17 protein-coding genes and 1 tRNA gene are annotated in these 19,230 nt (G+C 71.0%); 9 read left to right on the top strand and 9 right to left on the bottom strand.

Features of this window, described 5'->3' with window-relative positions; all coding sequences use genetic code 11:
• A complete protein-coding gene (locus tag ACF09J_RS13115) occupies positions 1-270 on the bottom strand; it encodes a type II toxin-antitoxin system RelE/ParE family toxin (protein ID WP_199210820.1) in 270 nt (89 codons plus the stop codon).
• Positions 267-539 (bottom strand): type II toxin-antitoxin system Phd/YefM family antitoxin, encoded by a 273-nt coding sequence (locus ACF09J_RS13110; protein WP_392305490.1) that lies wholly within the window; start codon positions 537-539, stop codon positions 267-269. Before ACF09J_RS13110 ends, ACF09J_RS13115 begins: the two co-directional genes overlap by 4 nt.
• A 534-nt stretch (positions 540-1,073) precedes the next feature.
• Between ACF09J_RS13110 and ACF09J_RS13105 the strand changes: the two genes are divergently transcribed.
• Both ACF09J_RS13105 and ACF09J_RS13100 read left to right on the top strand, forming a co-directional pair.
• On the top strand, positions 1,074-2,456 hold the full coding sequence (locus tag ACF09J_RS13105; protein WP_392305489.1) for an NAD(P)/FAD-dependent oxidoreductase: 1,383 nt from the start codon (positions 1,074-1,076) through the stop codon (positions 2,454-2,456).
• Between the two features lie 245 nt (positions 2,457-2,701).
• Positions 2,702-4,012, top strand: coding sequence for a class I SAM-dependent methyltransferase (locus ACF09J_RS13100; protein ID WP_392305830.1), 1,311 nt, complete (start codon positions 2,702-2,704; stop codon positions 4,010-4,012).
• Between the two features lie 83 nt (positions 4,013-4,095).
• Here the strand turns inward: ACF09J_RS13100 and ACF09J_RS13095 are convergent, their stop codons facing one another.
• Together ACF09J_RS13095 and ACF09J_RS13090 are read right to left on the bottom strand one after the other, a co-directional pair.
• Positions 4,096-6,627, bottom strand: a complete 2,532-nt coding sequence (locus ACF09J_RS13095; protein WP_392305488.1) for an ABC transporter permease — start codon at positions 6,625-6,627, stop codon at positions 4,096-4,098.
• A gap of 53 nt (positions 6,628-6,680) precedes the next feature.
• Entirely contained in the window at positions 6,681-7,451 is a 771-nt protein-coding gene (locus ACF09J_RS13090; RefSeq protein WP_392305487.1) for an ABC transporter ATP-binding protein, read from the bottom strand.
• A 415-nt stretch (positions 7,452-7,866) separates the two neighbouring features.
• Here ACF09J_RS13090 and ACF09J_RS13085 point away from each other — a divergent pair.
• From ACF09J_RS13085 to ACF09J_RS13075, 3 genes are all read left to right on the top strand, one after another.
• Positions 7,867-7,953, top strand: a tRNA-Leu gene (locus ACF09J_RS13085).
• Positions 7,954-8,216: 263 nt separating this feature from the next.
• Positions 8,217-9,392, top strand: a complete 1,176-nt coding sequence (locus tag ACF09J_RS13080) for a 4-hydroxybenzoate 3-monooxygenase (protein WP_392305486.1) — start codon at positions 8,217-8,219, stop codon at positions 9,390-9,392.
• Positions 9,393-9,596: 204 nt separating this feature from the next.
• Positions 9,597-10,520 (top strand): Bax inhibitor-1/YccA family protein, encoded by a 924-nt coding sequence (locus tag ACF09J_RS13075; RefSeq protein WP_392305485.1) that lies wholly within the window; start codon positions 9,597-9,599, stop codon positions 10,518-10,520.
• Positions 10,521-10,628: 108 nt separating this feature from the next.
• On the opposite strand, the gene ACF09J_RS13070 is transcribed toward ACF09J_RS13075, so the two are convergent.
• On the bottom strand, positions 10,629-10,856 hold the full coding sequence (locus tag ACF09J_RS13070) for a DUF4287 domain-containing protein (RefSeq protein WP_392305484.1): 228 nt from the start codon (positions 10,854-10,856) through the stop codon (positions 10,629-10,631).
• 98 nt (positions 10,857-10,954) lie between these two features.
• Between ACF09J_RS13070 and ACF09J_RS13065 the strand changes: the two genes are divergently transcribed.
• Complete coding sequence (locus tag ACF09J_RS13065) at positions 10,955-11,266, top strand: hypothetical protein (protein WP_392305483.1); 312 nt, start codon at positions 10,955-10,957, stop codon at positions 11,264-11,266.
• A 31-nt stretch (positions 11,267-11,297) separates the two neighbouring features.
• On the opposite strand, the gene ACF09J_RS13060 is transcribed toward ACF09J_RS13065, so the two are convergent.
• The 3 genes from ACF09J_RS13060 to ACF09J_RS13050 all read right to left on the bottom strand — a co-directional run bounded on the left by ACF09J_RS13060 (position 11,298) and on the right by ACF09J_RS13050 (position 14,924).
• A complete protein-coding gene (locus ACF09J_RS13060; protein WP_392305482.1) occupies positions 11,298-12,110 on the bottom strand; it encodes a hypothetical protein in 813 nt (270 codons plus the stop codon).
• Positions 12,111-12,429: 319 nt separating this feature from the next.
• Positions 12,430-13,650, bottom strand: coding sequence for an acetyl-CoA C-acetyltransferase (locus ACF09J_RS13055; RefSeq protein ID WP_392305481.1), 1,221 nt, complete (start codon positions 13,648-13,650; stop codon positions 12,430-12,432).
• 194 nt (positions 13,651-13,844) lie between these two features.
• Positions 13,845-14,924 carry an SGNH/GDSL hydrolase family protein gene (locus ACF09J_RS13050; protein WP_392305829.1) on the bottom strand — a complete coding sequence of 360 codons (1,080 nt, stop codon included), beginning with the start codon at positions 14,922-14,924 and terminating at the stop codon, positions 13,845-13,847.
• 159 nt (positions 14,925-15,083) lie between these two features.
• Here ACF09J_RS13050 and ACF09J_RS13045 point away from each other — a divergent pair, with 159 nt between their 5' ends.
• Positions 15,084-16,475 (top strand): cystathionine beta-synthase, encoded by a 1,392-nt coding sequence (locus ACF09J_RS13045; protein ID WP_392305480.1) that lies wholly within the window; start codon positions 15,084-15,086, stop codon positions 16,473-16,475.
• A gap of 445 nt (positions 16,476-16,920) precedes the next feature.
• Here ACF09J_RS13045 and ACF09J_RS13040 read toward each other — a convergent pair whose 3' ends face one another.
• Positions 16,921-17,349, bottom strand: coding sequence for a hypothetical protein (locus ACF09J_RS13040; RefSeq protein ID WP_392305828.1), 429 nt, complete (start codon positions 17,347-17,349; stop codon positions 16,921-16,923).
• 304 nt (positions 17,350-17,653) lie between these two features.
• Between ACF09J_RS13040 and ACF09J_RS13035 the strand changes: the two genes are divergently transcribed.
• A complete protein-coding gene (locus tag ACF09J_RS13035; protein ID WP_392305479.1) occupies positions 17,654-18,496 on the top strand; it encodes a MurR/RpiR family transcriptional regulator in 843 nt (280 codons plus the stop codon).
• Between the two features lie 114 nt (positions 18,497-18,610).
• A complete protein-coding gene (locus tag ACF09J_RS13030) occupies positions 18,611-19,225 on the top strand; it encodes a hypothetical protein (RefSeq protein ID WP_392305478.1) in 615 nt (204 codons plus the stop codon).
• Positions 19,226-19,230 lie beyond the last annotated feature (5 nt).

Below are 19,230 nucleotides of genomic sequence, written 5' to 3'. Positions count from 1 at the left end.
CTACAGGTTGCGGTACACGTCCCGGCGGTCGCCCACCTTGACGACGAGGATGACGAGTTCACCATCGTTGATCTGGTAGGCGACCCGGTAGCTTCCGACCCGGAGCCGGTAGAGCCCGGACGGGCCGGTGAGCTTCTTGACGTCGGCGTCCTCGCGGTACGGGTCGTCACCGAGCGCGGTCAGCGCGGTCAGGATGCGCATGGCGTCGGGCCGACTGATGGCCCGGAGTTGCCGCTGCGCCGCCGTGGTGAACCGGAAGGCGTACTTCACGCCGCCTGGCCGTCCTGCTCGGTGAACAGGTCCGCCAGCAGTTCCGCCATCGTCACTGTGGGGCCGCCCTCGGCCAGGACCGCTTCGGCTTCGCGCGCCAGCATGACGTCGGCCGCTTCCTCCAGCGCTTCGAAGTCCGCGATCGGGACCACGGCTGCCACCGGAGCGCCGTTGCGCGTGATGACGGTCGGAACGCCTTCCTCGGCCCGGTTGATGTGGTCGGCGAGGTGCGCGCGGGCTTCCCGTACGGTCACGATGTTCTCAGTCATGAGATTAGTGTACGCGCTCGCGTGTACACGCGCCCGGTTCGGGAGTCGCGTTCGTGAGCGATGCTCGACGGCATCGCGTGGTCGGTGGCGTAGGCTCGTTCGGCCTGGATCTTACTGGCCAGTAGTATCCCGTTGAGCAGTCCGTATGCCGTGTGAGCGCGTTCGGGGGGCCGTTGGGGGTCCCTCGGTGACGCTCCGCCAGGAAAACTTCGTGAAGTTCTTCACAAGGAATTGGGCCATGTCAAGGGCCGAACGGGCCTCCGGGGGCCTTTTTGGGGTCTCAGCAGGCAGGAAACGGTGCTCGGGTGAGCGTCGGGAAGTGCTTCTGGAAGGGCCGCACGGCCCCTCCGCGGAGGACCTTCTTCGGTCAGAGGAGCAGCTCACGCGGCCTTGACAACGGTCCGAACCGGACGGCGGCCGCCTGCTGCCGCCAGGGACCGCCGAATAGGGGGCGCGGAGTCTAGCACAGGGGGTGCCCAACCTTGTGAAGGGGCGCACGAGCGACCCCCCTGGGGCAGGTGGATACTCGATGCCATGAGCACCACGGAGCGTCCCAGGATCCTCGTAGTAGGCGGTGGGTACGTAGGCCTGTACGCAGCTCGGCGCATCCTCAAGAAGATGCGCTACGGAGAGGCGACCGTCACGGTCGTCGACCCCCGTTCGTACATGACCTACCAGCCCTTCCTCCCCGAAGCCGCAGCCGGCAGCATCTCCCCCCGGCACGTCGTCGTCCCGCTGCGACGCGTGCTGCCGAAGGCGGAGGTCCTCACCGGCCGGGTCACCACCATCGACCAGGACCGCAAGGTCGCCACGGTCGCCCCGCTGGTCGGCGAGGCGTACGAGCTGCCCTTCGACTACCTGGTCATCGCGATGGGCGCGGTGTCCCGCACCTTCCCGATCCCCGGCCTCGCCGAGCAGGGCATCGGCATGAAGGGCATCGAGGAGTCCATCGGACTGCGCAACCACGTCCTGGAGCAGCTCGACAAGGCCGACTCCACCACCGACGAGGAGATCCGCCGCAAGGCGCTCACCTTCGTCTTCATCGGCGGTGGCTTCGCCGGCGCCGAGACCATCGGTGAGGTCGAGGACATGGCCCGGGATGCGGCCAAGTACTACAACAACGTGTCCCGCGAGGACATGCGCTTCATCCTCGTCGACGCCGCCGACAAGATCCTCCCCGAGGTAGGCCCTAAGCTCGGCCAGTACGGCAGGGAGCACCTCGAGGGCCGCGGTGTGGAGGTCTACCTCTCCACCTCCATGGACTCCTGCGTCGACGGCCACGTGGTGCTCAAGAACGGCCTCGAGGTCGACTCCAACACCATCGTGTGGACCGCGGGCGTCAAGCCCAACCCCGTGCTGTCCCGCTTCGGCCTGCCGCTCGGCCCGCGCGGTCACGTCGACTGCGCGCCCACCCTCCAGGTGCAGGGCACGGACTACATTTGGGCCGCCGGTGACAACGCGCAGGTGCCCGACCTCGTCGGCCGCCGGGCGGGCAACGAGAACGCCTGGTGCCCGCCGAACGCCCAGCACGCGCTGCGCCAGGCCAAGGTGCTCGGCGACAACGTGATCTCCCAGATGCGGGGCTTCCCGCAGAAGGACTACGAGCACGCCAACAAGGGCGCGGTAGCGGGTCTCGGCCTGCACAAGGGCGTCGCGATGATCGTCATGGGCAAGATGAAGATCAAGCTCAAGGGACGCCTCGCCTGGTACATGCACCGCGGCTACCACGGTATGGCCATGCCGACCTGGAACCGGAAGATCCGCATCTTCGCCGACTGGACCCTCGGCATGTTCCTCAAGCGCGAGGTCGTCTCCCTCGGCGCCATGGAGAACCCCCGCGAGGAGTTCTACGAGGCCGCCAAGCCCGCGCCGGTGCCCGCCGCGAGCAAGACCGAGGAGAAGGCCAAGGCCTCCTGACCCGGGCCTCCTGACCCGGAACTCCGGGCGTTGTGGCCTCCCGGTCCGACGAACGAACCGAAGGACCTCCCGCCATCCGTGGTGCGGGAGGTCCTTCGGCGTTCCGCGGGGCGTGACGCGGAGCCGTTGCGGTGGAACGGTGGTATTTGCCCAGTCGTAACTCCATTGCGGGACTGCGCCCGGCGCGTCCCGGTGTTTACGTGGTGGATGACATTCCGGCGTTCGTCGTCATGGAGGTGTGCACCATGCCCGATGCCGCGCTGCGGCTCACACGACTCCTCGAACAACTGGTGGGAACCCCGCTTCCCGTGCGCGTCCGCGCCTGGGACGATTCCGAGGCGGGGCCGCCGGGCGCACCGATGCTCGTCGTACGCAACCGCCGGGCCCTGCGGCGGCTGCTGTTCAAGCCGGGTGAACTCGGCCTGGCCCGTGCGTGGGTGGCCGGTGACCTCACCGTCGAGGGCGATCTCTACACCGCCCTGGAACTGCTTTCGGGCCTGATCTGGGAGCGCGGCGAGGACGCCCGCGGGCTCGCCGAGACGCTGCGCGACCCGGAGGCCCGCGCCGCCGTCCGCGGCCTGGTAAGGCTGAGCGGCCCGCCCCTCCCGCCGGCTCCGCCCCGCGAGGAGGTCCGCAGGCGCCGCGGCCACCTGCACACCAAGCGCAGCGACAAGCGCGCCATCAGCCACCACTACGACGTCGGCAACGACTTCTACGAGCTCGTCCTCGGCCCCTCCATGGTGTACTCCTGCGCCTACTGGCCGGCCCCCGAACCCCGCGCCACCCTCGAACAGGCCCAGCACGACAAGCTCGAACTGATCTCCCGCAAGCTGGACCTGAGGCCCGGTCAGCGCCTCCTCGACGTCGGCTGCGGCTGGGGGTCCATGGCGGTCCACGCGGCCCGCGAGCACGGTGTGGCCGTCGTCGGCGTCACGCTGTCCCAGGAGCAGGCGGCGTACGCCCGCAAGCGCGTCGCCGAAGAGGGGCTCACCGACCGGGTGGAGATCCGCGTCCAGGACTACCGGGACGTGGACGACGGCCCCTATGACGCGATCTCCTCCATCGGCATGGCCGAACACGTCGGCGCCGCACGCTACCTGGACTACGCGCGTGATCTGCACGCCCTGCTGAAGCCGGGCGGGCGGCTGCTCAACCACCAGATCGGACGCCGGCCGCAGCGGGACGAATCGGCGTACCACGTGAACGAGTTCATCGACGCCTACGTCTTCCCGGACGGCGAACTCGCGCCCCTCGGGACCACGGTCACCCAGTTGGAGCGGGCCGGCTTCGAGGTGCGCGACGTGGAGTCGATCCGCGAGCACTACGCGCTCACCCTGCGCCGCTGGGTGGCCAACCTGGAGGCGGACTGGGCCCGGGCGGTGCGCCTCACCAGTCCCGGACGCGCCCGCGTCTGGCTCCTGTACATGGCGGCCTCCGCGCTCGCCTTCGAACGCAACCGCATCGGGGTCAACCAGGTGCTGGCCGTGCGGACCCCCGTGTCCGGTGACTCGGGGATGCCGCTGCGGTCCCGCACCTGGGGGGCGCCGCAGCACTAGCGCCCACCGCCTGGCGCATACGCCGGAGGGGCCCGTTCCGTGACGGAACGGGCCCCTCCGGCGTGCAGGTCGCAGCGGTGCCGCTACTCCGACTTGATGGCCTGGAGCATGTTCAGCCGTGCCGCGCGCCGGGCCGGCCACAGGGCCGCCAGCACGCCGACCGCCGCCGCGAGCAGCAGGAAGACGACCAGCCGCGACCAGGGCAGGATCAGCTCGTACGTCGACAGGCTGGATCCCAGCAGCTCACCGGCCGCCCAGCCGAAGAAGACGCCGAGCCCGATGCCGAGGACTCCGCCGAACAGGGAGATCACCAGGGACTCCAGGCGGACCATCCGCTTGATGCCCTTGCGGTCCAGGCCGATGGCGCGGAGCATGCCGATCTCCTGGGAGCGCTCGAACACCGACATCGCCAGGGTGTTGATGACTCCGAGGACCGCGACGATCACCGCCATGGCGAGCAGGCCGTAGAGCAGGTTCAGCATCAGGGTGAACACCTGCGCGATGCCGTTGGAGATGTCCTTCTTGTCCTGGATCTTGATCGCCGGGTTGGAGCCGAGGGCCTTCACCAGCCGGTCCTTGGTCGCGTCGGACGCCCCGTCGGAGGTCTTGACCATGACCTGCATGTCGTTCGGGCGGGACTGGTGCGGCGTGAGGGTGGCGTTGTCCAGCATGATCCCGCGGATCATCTCGTTGCCCTCGTAGATCCCGGCGACGGTCAGACGCTGCTTCTTGCCGTCCTCGAAGGAGGCGGTGAAGACCGAACCGGTCTTCCAGTCGTGCGACTTGGCGGTCTTGTCGTCCACGACGACCTTCGTGCCGGCGACCGTGAAGGAGCCGTGGTCGACCCTGAGGTCGGTGAGTTCGCCGATCGCCTTGCCGTTCACCCCGGTGAGGAACTCGGTCTCGCCGTCGATGCGGGAGGGCGCGTTGCGCAGCGGGCTGGTGGCCGTCACGCCCTCGGTGTCGCGCAGCCTGCTGTCGACGTCCGGGGAGAGGAAGTTGCCGTTCGCCATCGACACCACGTAGTCGGCGCGGATCGCGGACGAGGCCATCTTGTCGATCGCGTGCTGGAGGCTGCCCGCCATCACGGTCATGCCGGTGATGAGGGTCAGGCCGATCATCAGCGCGGACGCGGTGGCCGCCGTGCGGCGCGGGTTGCGCACCGAGTTCTGCCGGGCGAGCTTGCCGGAGACGCCGAAGGCGCGCAATACGGGGGCCGCGGCGGCGATCAGCGGACGGGACAGCAGCGGGGTCAGGATGAACACGCCGATGATCAGCAGTACCGCGCCGATGCCCATGGGCGCCTGGGCGGACTCGACGTCGTCCATCGTCGTGGCCACCAGGACCGTGGCGACACCGGCGGCCGAGAACAGGGCGCCGATGGTGTTGCGCAGGACCAGCGACTTGGTGGTGGCCTGCGCGTGCAGGCTGCTCATCGCCGCCACCGGCGGGATCTTGGCGGCCCGGCGGCCGGGCAGCCACGCGGCCAGCATGGTCACCAGGACACCGACCACGAGGGCGGCGGCGACGGTGCCGGGCGTGACGACCAGCGGCCCGTCGGGCACGGTGGCGCCCATCGAGCCCAGCAGGGACTTCAGTCCTGCGCCGATGCCGATGCCCGCGACCAGACCGGTCACGGCGGCCACCGTGCCCACCAGGAACGCCTCGATCAGCACGGACCGGGTGACCTGACGGCGGGAGGCGCCGACCGCGCGGAGCAGCGCCAACTCCTTGGTGCGCTGGGCGACCAGCATGGTGAAGGTGTTGGCGATGATGAAGGTGCCCACGAACAGCGCGATGCCGGCGAAGACCAGCAGGCCCTGACGCAGTCCGCTCATCGAGTCCGAGATCATCCGCGCCTGGTCGTCGGCGAGCTTCGCGGCGGTGGTCGTCTCGGTCTTCCCCTTCGGCAGCACCCGGTCGAGCTGCGACTTCAGCGCCGCCTGGCTGGTGCCCGCCTTCGCCCGCACGTCGATCTCGTCGTACGTGCCCGGCTTGCCGAACAGCTTCTGGGCGGTCGCCGTGTCGAACAGGGCGAGGCTGCCACCGGCGGCGACGTTGCCGTCGTCGGTGGTGAAGATGCCGCTCACGGTGGGCTTCAGGACGGGGCCGTCGACGGAGACGCGGATGGTGTCGCCGACCTTGTACCCGGCGCGCCGGGCGGTCTCGGCGTCGATGAGGACCTGGTTCTCGCCGTGCGGGGCGGCACCGGACTTCAGCGGGTACCGGGGGTCCTTCGTGCCCCAGTAGTTGCCGCCCTGGGACTGGAAGCCGCCGCCGATCAGCTTGCCGTCCTTGTCGGCGATCGCGGTGAAGCCGTGCACGACGCCGATGACGGAGCCGGCGCCGGGGACGCGGGCGCTCTCGTCCAGCAGCGCCTGGGTCAGTTCGGGCCGCTTGCCGACCTGGTCGCCCTTGCTCTGCTGGAACTTGGACCGCACGGCCACGTCGACATGGTCGAAGCCCTTGGCGGAACTCTTCTGGAACGCGTCCGAGATGGTGTTGGTGAAGACCAGGGTCCCCGACACGAAGGCGACGCCGAGCATCACGGCGAGCACAGTCATGAGGAGCCGGGCCTTGTGCGCGAGTACGTTGCGCAAGGCTGTGCGGAACATGGGTTCGTCTCAGTCCAGGGTGTACGAGGGGGCGGGGGGAGGGAGGCGGGAGGTCAGCTGGTGCGGCCCTTGCCGTCGAACTGCTTCATACGGTCGAGGACCGAGTCCGCCGTGGGGTCGTACACCTCGTCCACGATCCGCCCGTCCGCGAGGAACACCACACGGTCCGCGTACGCCGCGGCCACCGGGTCGTGGGTCACCATCACCACCGTCTGGCCCAGATCGCGCACAGAGTTGCGCAGGAAGCCGAGCACCTCGGCGCCGGAGCGCGAGTCGAGGTTTCCGGTGGGCTCGTCACCGAAGATGATCTCCGGCTTGGCGGCCAGCGCCCGGGCGACGGCGACGCGCTGCTGCTGACCGCCGGAGAGCTGGGAGGGCCGGTGGCCCAGCCGGTCGGCGAGCCCGATCATCTGGATCACGGAGTCGAGCCACTCCCGGTCCGGCTTGCGGCCGGCGATGTCCATCGGAAGCGTGATGTTCTCCAGGGCCGTGAGCGTCGGCAGCAGGTTGAACGCCTGGAAGATGAAGCCGATCTTGTCCCGGCGCAACCGGGTGAGCTGCTTGTCCTTCAGCGAGCCGAGCTCGGTGTCGCCGATGCGCACCGAACCGGAGGAGAACGTGTCCAGGCCCGCGACGCAGTGCATCAGGGTGGACTTGCCGGACCCGGAGGGGCCCATGATCGCGGTGAACTCGGCCTGACGGAAGTCGACGGAGACCCGGTCGAGGGCGACCACCTGGGTCTCGCCCTGTCCGTAGATCTTCGACAGATCCGTGGCACGCGCGGCCACGGCGGTGGTCCGGCCGGCGATGGAAGAGGTGGTCACGGGTGGGTGCTCCTGACGGGGACGACGACGTTCGCGGGACGTGGACCATCGTCTCGGCCGATCGGGCCCGTGCAGTCAGCCGCTGTTCCCGTTCCGGGGGCCGACTGGGGTCGGAGGGAGGCCGGGCACGTCATACCTGGGGATGAGGGCCGTCCCTGACACCTGGGGATGAGCTGCGTCTTTCCGGACGGCCGTGAAGAACAGGGGGAGCGCCCCGGTTCGGACGGTGAAATTCCGTCATTCCCTGTGCACGTCCGGTCCTCGCCCGCAAGGCTGCTGGCAAGTGCCGATGGCCACCCCCGAGCGCTGATGCTCCCTCAGTTGCCAATAAAATCAGACAACATGAGTCCACCCGGCCGCTGTTCGGGGAAGTGGCCCCGATAGGGTCGGAGCCGCAGCGCGGAGCCCATGGCCTGCCCGGATGGTGGAAAGCAGACACGGCGAGCTTAAACCTCGCTGCCCCTTCGCGGGCGTGCCGGTTCAAGTCCGGCTCCGGGCACCACCACGTCGCAGACGGCGACACCGGCATGCCGTGCCGTGCGGCACGAGAGCGGGTCCGAGCAGGTCTCCCCGCGCCCGCGCGCCCCTCACCTCACCCGTCCCGCCTGCTCCGGCGTCGGCGCGCGGTGACGCGAACCCCCGTTGACGCGGACAACCATTGACATCGGACGGGCCCCGACGGAGACTCAGGGGCGCATCAAAGTGAAAGAAACTTCACCAGGCGAACCCCCTGTGGTGGCGACGCCCGTCCGAAGGGAACGACCGATGCGCACCACCGTCGGCATCATCGGAGCCGGACCGGCCGGCCTGCTCCTCGCCCGGCTGCTCCACAACGCCGGGATCGACTCGGTCGTCCTGGAGAGCCGCGACCGCGCCTACGTCGAGCACCGGCAGCGGGCCGGGATCCTGGAACAGGGCACCGTGGACGTGCTGCGCGCGGCCGGGGCCGGGGAGCGGATGGACCGCGAGGGGCTGCGGCACGACGGGATCGAGCTGCGCTTCGACCGGCGCCGGCACCGTGTCGACTTCCCCGCGCTCACCGGCGGCCGGTCGGTGACGGTCTACGCCCAGACCGAGGTCTGCAAGGACCTCATCGCCCTCCAGCTCGCCGACGGCGGCCCGCTGCTCTTCGAGGCGGAGGCGCTGGCCGTGGAGGGGGCGGAGAGCGACCGCCCCGCCGTGCGGTTCCGCCACCAGGGGCGCGAGGACGTCCTCCGGTGCGACTACGTCGTCGGCTGCGACGGCTTCTGGGGCGTGGCCCGCAAGGCCGTCCCGGCCCCGCTCTCCCAGGTGTTCGAGCGGACGTACCCCTTCGGCTGGCTCGGCATCCTCGCCGACGTGGCACCCTCGCACGACGAACTGGTCTACGCCCGCCACGACCGCGGTTTCGCCCTGCTGTCCATGCGCTCCCCGTCCGTCTCCCGCCTCTACCTCCAGGTGCCCGCGGACACCGACGCCGGGGCATGGAGCGACGAGGGGATCTGGGACGAGCTCGAACGGCGGCTGGAGACCGCCGACGACTGGACCCTGCGCCGCGGCCCGATCACCCAGAAGTCGGTGACCCCGATGCGCTCCTACGTCCACGAGCCCATGCGCCACGGCCGCCTGTTCCTGGCCGGGGACGCCGCCCACATCGTGCCGCCGACCGGGGCCAAGGGACTGAACCTCGCCGTCGGCGACGTCGTCACCTTCGCGCGGGCCCTCGTCCACGAGAAGTACACGGGGTCCGCCGCACTCCTCGACGCCTACTCGGAGACCTGCCTGCGGCGCGTCTGGCAGGCCGAGCGCTTCAGCTACGACATGACGACGATGCTGCACCGCGACCCGGACGCCATCGCCTTCGAGGGACGCCTGCAACGGGCCCGCCTGGACCGGATCAGCTCCTGCCGGGCCGCCGAGACCGACCTCGCCGAGGGCTACACCGGGTTCCCGATCGGCTGACCGGCACCCGGGCGGTCTCCGGCCGGTTCCGGACGTGTTCCGTATCGGTCATGATCGGGGCCCTCCCTGGCCGGGAATCAGTCGGCGACGTAGCGTGTTCCGCAGCAGGCGAGGGAAAGATCCTTCCGAGGTACGAGGGTCAGTCCTTTGCCTTTCCATTACTCTTGAGGCCAAGGCCGCGCCGCGCGGCCATGGAGGAGTGAGATGAGGAGCAGAAACCCGGTCTTCTCGCGACGGGGGTTCAGCCGCGACAACGGCTACGCGGGCAACGCCGCGCCGCAGGCCGGGGGTCCCGCTGTCGGCACGCAGGGCAATCCGTACGCGCAGGGCAATCCGTACGCCCAGCCGAGCGGCAACCCCTACGCGCAGAACCCTTACGCTCAGAACGCCTACACCCAGCAGGACCTTCAGCAGGGCGCGCCGCCGCAGGCCCCGGCCACCACCGGCCGGATGACGATGGACGACGTCGTCCTGCGCACCGCGTCCACGCTCGGCACGCTGGTCGTGACGGCCGCGCTCGCCTGGGCGCTGCTGCCGGTCGACAGCGCCAACATCAACCGTTCCTACGGGATCGGCATCGGCGCCATGGTGATCGGCATGGTCCTGGCCCTGGTGCAGTCCTTCAAGCGCAAGGCCTCGCCCGCGCTGATCCTGACCTACGCCGCGGTCGAGGGCGTGTTCCTCGGCGTCGTCTCCAACATCGTCGACACCCATGTCGCCAGCGGCGCGGCCATGCAGGCCGTGATCGGCACCATGGCCGTCTTCGTCGGCGTCCTGCTGGCGTACAAGGCGGGCTGGATCCGCGTCACCCGCCGGTTCTACGGCTTCGTGATGGCGGCGGCGCTCGGCTTCGTGCTGCTGATGATGGTCAACCTGCTGTTCGCGGTGTTCGGCGGCGGTGACGGCCTCGGCTTCCGCAGCGGACCGCTCGGCATCCTCTTCGGCGTCATCGGCATCATCCTCGGCGCCTGCTTCCTCGCCCTGGACTTCAAGCAGGTCGAGGACGGCATCGCCTACGGCGCGCCCCGCGAGGAGGCCTGGCTCGCGGCTTTCGGCCTCACGTTGACGCTGGTGTGGATCTACATGGAGTTCCTGCGCCTCATCGCGATCCTCAACCAGAGCGACTAGCCCACAGGGCAGGACACCCACAGCACAGGACAAGGGCCCCGGGTCTTCCCGGGGCCCTTCGTCGTTCCGGCACCGTGTCCGCCCGGCGCCGGCGTGCGCGCCGCGTGCCTAGAGCAGCTTGCGCGCGGCCCTCCTCAGGTCGTACTCGTGGATGAGCGCCTTGGCGTGGCCGTACGCGAGGTCGTGTTCGTGGCGGAGCCAGCTGACCTTCTCCTCGAAGCAGAGCGCGGGGCCATCTTCGACGGTGCGCAGCCAGTCGGAGATATCACGACCGGTGCAGTGGGGGATGCGGGCGAGCAGGTTGCGATGGGTCTCTTCGGAGAAGACTTGGGACATCGGCGCCTCCGGACGCACTCGAAGCCGGTCCTTCACGTCACCGTGCCTGAGGGTTCGCGTATTGGCAACAGTCGTGCCGCGACGCGTACTCTCGCGGCGTGGTTGACACGACATCTCTGACCAAGGCAGTGGATCACTTCGCCGACCGCCTCAGGGCGGCGCCGCAGAGCCGGCTGCAACGGGCGGGCGCGGCGGAGGCGCTGGCGCTGGCCAGGGAGTTCGCCCGGCGGGCCCAGCTCGCCGAAAGCCCCGGGTGCGAGCCGCGACAGATGCCGGACGCGGGGATGTTCGCCGCCGCCGACCAGGTCACGGTCGCGGGGCACGACCTGGCGCTCGTACTCAAGAGCGACGCCGAGGTCGAGGAGGCCGTCGGTCTGGTCCAGGAGGCACTGAAACGCGCCGGGGTCTGAGACGCGGACCGGCTCGGGGCCGGCGCGTTCGCTACAGCGACGCGATGACCCGGTCGGCCAGGATGTACACCTGCTCCGTGCCGCAGGTGAAGGTGAGGGTGTAGGCGCCGGAGACGCCGGAACCGCCGAGCAGTACCGGGGTCTCGCCCGCGCGCAGCGCGTCGGCCAGGCGTTCCGCGGTCTCGCGGTGCCCCGGGGTCATGCACAGGGTCGTGCCGTCGGCGAAGACGTAGACGTCGAGGGTGCCCAGCGGGCCCGGGCGGACGTCGGCGAGTTCCACGCCGGCCTCGGCCAGGTCCTCCAGCGTGGCGAGCGTCTGCTCGTGGTCGCCGCCGACGGGCGAGGGGTGCGGGGTGAAGTCCGGGTGCGAGGGGTGCCTGCGGCGGGCCGCGGCCAGCTCGGGGGACTCACCGGAGGCGCCGCCCTGGACGCAGTCCTTGCCGGAGAGCTCGTCGGCCTCCTGGCCGGACTCGGTCACCGGCTCCAGGTGTTCGAGGCCGGTCAGATCGGCCTGGCGGGGCAGGAACAGCTCGCTGTCGGGCAGCCCCAGCAGGGAGGGCGCGTCGGCGGCGTCCCGGGCCTCCTGCGCGGCCCAGAAGGCGCGCGCCTCGGCCAGCTCCCGCTCCCGCTCCTCGGCGAGCGCCTCCACCACGGCGGCACGTATCTGCTCCGTGTCCGCGTGACCGCGGGCGGCGGGCAGCAGTGCGCGCGCGGTGGCCGCGTGGTTCTCCGCGAGCTGCGTGTGCAGCGCCGCAACCTGGCGGCGCAGCACCCACAGCACACGCAGGACGGCGACGCCCACGGCGCCGGTGGCGGCCGTGGTGAGCAGCAAGGCGATGGGCATGGCGCTCACTGACGTACTCCCGGGTTCAAGGTCGACCCCCGACTTCCTACATCAGCTTGAAGGGCGGACTATCCAAGTGTCAGTGCGTAATGTCACGAAACGGACAGAATTATGGCCCGATGCAGCCCCAGAACCCCCAGAGGTGAAGCGCTGACCTGCGTAAACCTCTCCGCCAAGGGAGATAGGTCACATCCTGAGGGAGATTGGATCACAAAACGGCCCGGAACCAAGGGGTTTCTTGGATTCCGGGCCATTCGGTCACAGCGGGTGGTAAGGCGGCCACTGACGGTCTCTCATGAGGCCGTTGTGACGCGGTGATTCAGCTGAGGCGTTCGAGGACCATCGCCATTCCCTGACCGCCGCCGACACACATCGTCTCCAGGCCGAACTGCTTGTCGTGGAACTGGAGGGAGTTGACGAGCGTGCCGGTGATGCGCGCGCCGGTCATACCGAAGGGGTGGCCCACGGCGATCGCGCCGCCGTTGACGTTCAGCCGGTCCAGGTCGATGCCGAGGTCGCGGTAGGACGGGATCACCTGGGCGGCGAAGGCCTCGTTGATCTCGACCAGGTCGATGTCGCCGACGGTCAGCCCGGCCCGCTTCAGGGCCTGCCGGGACGCCTCGACCGGACCGAGCCCCATGATCTCCGGGGACAGGGCGGACACGCCGGTGGAGACGATCCGGGCGAGCGGGGTGAGGCCCAGCTCGCGGGCCTTGGTGTCGGACATGATGACGACCGCGGCGGCGCCGTCGTTGAGCGGGCAGCAGTTGCCGGCCGTGACCAGGCCGTCCGGGCGGAAGACGGGCTTGAGGCCGGCCACGCCCTCCATGGTCACGCCGGGGCGCGGGCCGTCGTCCTTGCCGACCACCGTGCCGTCGGGCAGCGTCACCGGGGTGATCTCCCGCTCCCAGAAGCCGTTCTTGAGGGCCTGCTCGGCGAGGTTCTGCGAACGCACGCCGAACTCGTCCATCTCCTGGCGGGTGACGCCCTTGAGGCGGGCCAGGTTCTCCGCGGTCTGGCCCATCGCGATGTAGGCGTCCGGGACCAGGCCGTCCTCGCGCGGGTCGTGCCAGGACGAGCCGCCCTGCTCGGCCCGGGCCGCGGTGCGGGCCTCCGCCTCGGCGAACAGCGGGTTGTGCGTGTCCGGCAGGCTGTCGGAGTTGCCCTTGGTGAACCGGGAGACCATCTCGACGCCGGCCGAGACGAACACGTCGCCCTCGCCGGCCCTGATCGCGTGCAGGGCCATCCGGGAGGTCTGGAGCGAGGAGGAGCAGTAGCGGGTGATCGTGCAGCCGGGCAGGTGGTCCATGCCCATCTGCACGGCGACGATCCGGCCGAGGTTGTTGCCCTGCTCGCCGCCGGGCAGTCCGCAGCCGAGCATCAGGTCGTCGATGTCCCGGGGGTCCAGCTCGGGGATCTTCGCGAGCGCCGCCTGGACGATCGTGGCGGTGAGGTCGTCGGGGCGCAGGTCCTTGAGGGAGCCCTTGAAGGCGCGGCCGATGGGGGAGCGGGCAGTCGAGACGATGACGGCTTCGGGCATCACGACTCCATGTCGATAGGGCGGCGCGCTGCGCTCGTGGAGGGCGGTGGTCGGGCGACCGGGCGGCCGTGTGGTCGATTGCGTGCGGCTGCTTGGAAGTTACCCGCCCGTACGGCCAGGGTCACTCCTGCCGCGGTGTGACCCTGACCGCACTTCTCTAAGCGCTTGCTTTTCCAGCTCGGCCGGGGTGGCTCTCAGACCGCCCGGAGACCGCCGCCGGGCTCCTCCCAGCCCGTCCGGGTGAGGGGCTCGTCGGACGGGCCGGAAGAGGCCGGCTCGGGCTCGGGTACCCGGCGCCGCCGGCGCCGCTTGAGCAGGGCCCAGGGGCCCCGCGGACCGGTCGGCAGGGCCGCCGTGACCTCGGTGCCCGCCTGCGACGCGGCCTCGGCCGCCGCACGGGCCACCGGCAGGAAGCCCTCGCTCCGCGACACGTCCGGACGCTCTTCTTCAGCCGGCCACAGGCCCAGCGCCGCGCACACCGTCGGCAGCACCGCCATCGCCGCCGTCGCGTACCCCTCCGCCGAGGGGTGGTAGTTGTCCGGACCGAACAGCTCCCGCGGGTTCGCCGCGAACTCCGGACCCAGCAGGTCGCCCAGCGACACGGTCCGGCCCCCCTGCTCCACCGCCCCGATCGTCTGCGCCGCCGCGAGCTGGCGCGAGGCCCGCCGGGCCAGCCACCGCAGCGGCTGCTGGACCGGCTCGATCGTGCCGAGGTCCGGGCAGGTGCCCACGACGACCTCCGCGCCCGCCGTGCGCAGCCGCCGCACCGCCGCCGACAGATGGCGCACCGAGCGCGTCGGCGGCATCCGGTGGGTCACGTCGTTCGCACCGACCATGATCACGCAGATGTCCGGCACCCGCTCCGGGTCGCCGAGCAGCAGCGTCACCTGGCGGTCCAGGTCGTCCGACCGGGCACCGGGCAGCGCCACGTTGCGCAACCGCACCGGGCGCTCCGCCACCGCCGCCAGACCCGACGCCAGCAGCGCGCCCGGCGTCTGCCCGGCCCGGTGCACTCCCTGCCCCGCGGCCGTGGAGTCGCCGAGCATGACCAGACTCAGGGGCGGTTCGCCGGGCGTGTCGTAGCCGCGGCCGTACAGGCCGTCCGCGACCGGCACGTGGTTGTCCGTGCCGTTGCCCACGTGGCGCTTGGCCATCTGCACCTCGGCCAGCAGCAGGCCGACGGCCGCGGCACCGACCAGACCGAGTCCGCCGCCGCCGTACGCGGCGCCGGCCGCGATCCGCCGGGCCACTCTCGCCCTCGACATGTTCGTCATGCCCGCCGACACCTCCTCGTAGCCGTACATCCACTCCTTGCCCCGTACGGACCGTCGTCCAATCTCGACGGGGAGTGAACGCCCACCCCCGGGCAGTCCCCCTGGCCTTAGGCTGGCGGCACACTACGACCACATCTTTTGCAGCAACCGGAGACAACGGTGCAATTCCACGACTCGATGATCAGCCTCGTCGGCAACACCCCGCTGGTTCGGCTCAACAACGTCACCCAGGGGATCAAGGCGACCGTCCTGGCGAAGGTCGAGTACTTCAACCCCGGCGGCTCCGTGAAGGACCGCATCGCCCTGCGCATGATCGAGGCGGCCGAGCAGAGCGGGGAGCTCAAGCCCGGTGGCACGATCGTCGAGCCGACCAGTGGGAACACCGGCGTGGGACTGGCCATCGTGGCCCAGCAGAAGGGCTACAAGTGCATCTTCGTGTGCCCCGACAAGGTCTCCATGGACAAGATCAACGTGCTGCGCGCGTACGGCGCCGAAGTCGTCGTGTGCCCGACGGCCGTCGCGCCGGAGCACCCCGACTCGTACTACAACGTCTCCGACCGGCTGGTCCGTGAGACCCCCGGAGCCTGGAAGCCCGACCAGTACTCGAACCCGAACAACCCGCTGTCGCACTACCACTCCACCGGTCCCGAGGTGTGGGAGCAGACCGAGGGCAGGATCACGCACTTCGTGGCCGGCGTCGGCACCGGCGGCACCATCTCCGGCACCGGGCGCTATCTGAAGGACGCCAGCGACGGCAAGGTCCAGGTCGTCGGCGCCGACCCGGAGGGCTCGGTGTACTCCGGCGGCTCGGGGCGGCCCTACCTCGTCGAGGGCGTCGGTGAGGACTTCTGGCCGACCGCCTACGACCGGTCCGTGGCCGACGAGATCGTCGCCGTCTCCGACAAGGACTCCTTCCAGATGACCCGCCGCCTCGCCAAGGAGGAGGGCCTGCTGGTCGGCGGCTCCTGCGGCATGGCCGTCGTCGCCGCGCTGCGCGTGGCCGAGCGGCTCGGCCCGGACGACGTCGTGGTGGTCCTGCTGCCGGACAGCGGGCGCGGGTACCTGTCGAAGATCTTCAACGACGAGTGGATGGCCGACTACGGCTTCCTGGACGACGAGGGCCCGAACGCCCGCGTCGGCGACGTGCTGAGCGACAAGGCGGGCGGCTCCATCCCCTCCCTGGTCCACATGCACCCGGACGAGACCGTCGGCGAGGCCATCGAGGTGCTGCGCGAGTACGGCGTCTCGCAGATGCCGATCGTGAAGCCGGGCGCCGGCCACCCGGACGTCATGGCGGCCGAGGTGGTCGGCTCGGTGGTGGAGCGGGAACTGCTGGACGCGCTGTTCACCAAGCGGGCCGCGCTGGAGGACCCGCTGGAGAAGCACATGTCGGCCCCGCTGCCCCAGGTCGGTTCCGGCGAGCCGGTCGCCGACCTGATGTCGGTGCTGGGCTCGGCGGACGCGGCGATCGTGCTGGTGGAGGGCAAGCCGACCGGCGTCGTCAGCCGTCAGGACCTGCTCTCCTTCCTGGCCAAGGGCGGAAAGCACTGACGCTCCCGCGCCGCGGCCGGTGTGCCGGCGCGCCGGCGGGGAACGTGCGGTGACCCGCGGCTGAGGGGCAGTCGTGGAAACGGTACGCGCGTGTCACGTGCACGCAGCACCCGCTTAACACGCGTCCGGCACATTGGTGGGCGTCGGAAGGGGCGGGGACCGCCTCCCGGGCGCCGGGCGCCCGGGGGAGGCCGTCTGCCCCGGCCGGCGCCGTGCGGCGTCGCGGACCTCCGGAGCGGCTCCCGGACCTCCATGGACGCCACGGACGCGAAGCCCGGGTCCTGACCCGGCTCGCGTCCCTCGCGGGGACCGCCGTCGTCCCGCCCCCCGTTCGACGGGGGTGCGGCGGTCCCCGCGCATGACGCTTCGGCCCCGCGCGGCCATCCATGGACGGCGGAAGCCGCGGGAGTCGAACGGCCCCGGGTGTCGTCCTCCGCGCGGCGGCTCAGTCCTGCCAGGTGTCGTCCTCGGCGTGGTCGTGGCGCCGGGCGGTGAACAGGCCCGGGGTGGTGCGGGCGGCCTGGACGACGTTGACGCCCACGATCCCGATCCAGGCGACGATCAGGCCGGGCAGGTTCGCGACCGCACCGCCGATCGCGGACAGCGGCACCGCCAGGACCAGCGAGACGATGCCGAAGCCGAAGCGCTCGCCCCAGGAGTCGGTGGCCTTCGGCGAGCGGGAGCCCCGCGCCGCCGTCATCTGCTGCTCGGCGAACTGCCGGCGCATCCGGCGCTCGACGGCCCCGTCGATGCGCTGGTCGACCTTCTCCAGGAACGAGTCGACCAGCGCCGACTCGTACTCCTCGCCCAGCTCCCTGCGGGCTTGCAGGGAGGCGTTGAGGTCCTTCTTCAGGTCCGTGTCCCGCGCGTCCATTCCGCTCATGCGGACCAGGCTAGGGAGCCGGGCCGCCCACCGCACTGGGGATAGCCCCCCTCTCGGGGCGGGGGAGGGCCGCCGTCGGCGTCACCGGGGCTGCGGCCGGCGACACCGACGGGGCCTGCTCACACTAAGCACGAGGATTGTCACGTTCTGCGCATTTATGGCCGGGTTTAATGACACTTGGCCGTTCCCTTGCCCTGGCTGTATGGCCTCATGCAGAGTTCTTGGTGTCTGAATAGAAACTGGTCGGGGAGATACCCTCCCGGGGCGTCGACGACATCTGGAGGGGGAGCACGTCATGAGCGTGACCGACAGCCCTGCCGCACGGCTGCAGGCGCTCTTCGAGGGGCACCGGCTCACACCGACCCAGCGGCGCATCGCGCACAGCATGGTGCGGAGGGCCGCCGACGTGCCCTTCCTCTCCAGCGTCGAACTGGCCGAACTCGCCGGGGTCAGCCAGCCGTCGGTGACCCGCTTCGCGGTCGCCCTGGGCTTCGACGGCTATCCGGCGCTGCGCCGTCACCTGCGCGAGGTCGCGCCCGCCGAACCGGCGGCCCAGCCGGCCTCGTACAACGAGTACCAGCAGGCCGTCGAGGCCGAGATCGAGAATCTGAGGCACCTGGCGGAGGTGCTGGCCGATCCGCGCCCGGTGCGCAGGGCGGGACAGGTGCTCGCCGCCTCGCGTCCGCTGCCGGTCCTCGGCCTGCGGGCGGCCGCCGCCCAGGCCTACGGCTTCGCCTACTTCGCCGCCAAGGTCCACCCGGACGTACGGCTGCTCGAGGAGGGCGGCACGATGATCCAGGACCGCATCGACGGCGCCGTACGCGCCGGTGCCTCGGCACTGCTGTGCTTCGCGCTGCCGCGCCACCCGCGCGAGGTGGTGGACACCCTCGCCTACGCCAAGGACGCGGGTCTGACCGTCGTCACGGTCGCCGACTCGGCCTTCGCGCCGGTCGCCAAGCACACCGACCTGCTGCTGCCCGCCGCCGTGGGCACCGGGCTCGCCTTCGACACCGCGTGCGCGCCGATGCTGCTCGGCCGGGTGCTCCTGGAGGCGATGTGCGACGACCTGCCCGACGCGCAGGCGCGCCTGGAGGAGTTCGACGGGAAGGCGGCGGCGCGGGGGCTCTTCGTGGACTGACATCCCGTGACGCCCGGGGCCGGGTGCTCCCGGAGGGGCTCTCAGACTCGTCTCACCAACGCTCGCTAGCCTGCCCGCCCGAACGAGGATGCCAGGACGACGAGGAGGCAGAGCATGGCGCGGGCGGGTCGCACAGGTCGGGGAGGTCAGGGCCTGGCCCGGGTGGCCGTCGTGGTGCGGGCCGGAGCCGCGCCGCTGTGGTGGCTCGGGGTGTTCGCGGCGGGGATCGGCGTGCTGGTGCCGGGGCTGACCGGGCGCCGGATCGGTGTGCTGGCGGGGGCCGCCCTGTTCCTGGTGACGGCGGCCCTCGTGGCCTGCGCCCGGCGCCGGCGCTACCGGGCCCTGGCCCGCGGCGCCGCCCGGGCCGGACGGCACGACGTCCTCCAGGACCGGGCGGTGAGCGTGCGCGTCTGGCGCCGGGGGCACCGCTGGTGGCTCGCGCCGGCCTTCCTGGCCGCGCTGGGCAGCTCCTTCGTCCTGCCCGCGGCCGGCGGCCTGCTGCTGGCCGGCGCCGGGGTGGGACTGTGGCTCAAGGCCGGCTGGCTCGGGCGGCTGGAACGGGCCGAGGACACACTGCTGTGGGTGCGCGTCGACTGGCTGGGCAAGCGCGGCGGACACCCCGCGGGCAAGGCGGTGCGGGGCTACCGCGGTACCGGCCTCGCGGCCGGCGACGCGGCTCCGGGCGGAGCACGCCGCCGCACCGCGGCGCTCGGCCGGGGCGGAGCCTGACGGCC

It is taken from the genome of Streptomyces sp. NPDC014889 (assembly GCF_043081205.1).
In the GTDB taxonomy this organism is placed as follows: Bacteria; Actinomycetota; Actinomycetes; order Streptomycetales; family Streptomycetaceae; genus Streptomyces.
This window is presented reverse-complemented; position numbering and strand designations above follow the sequence as displayed.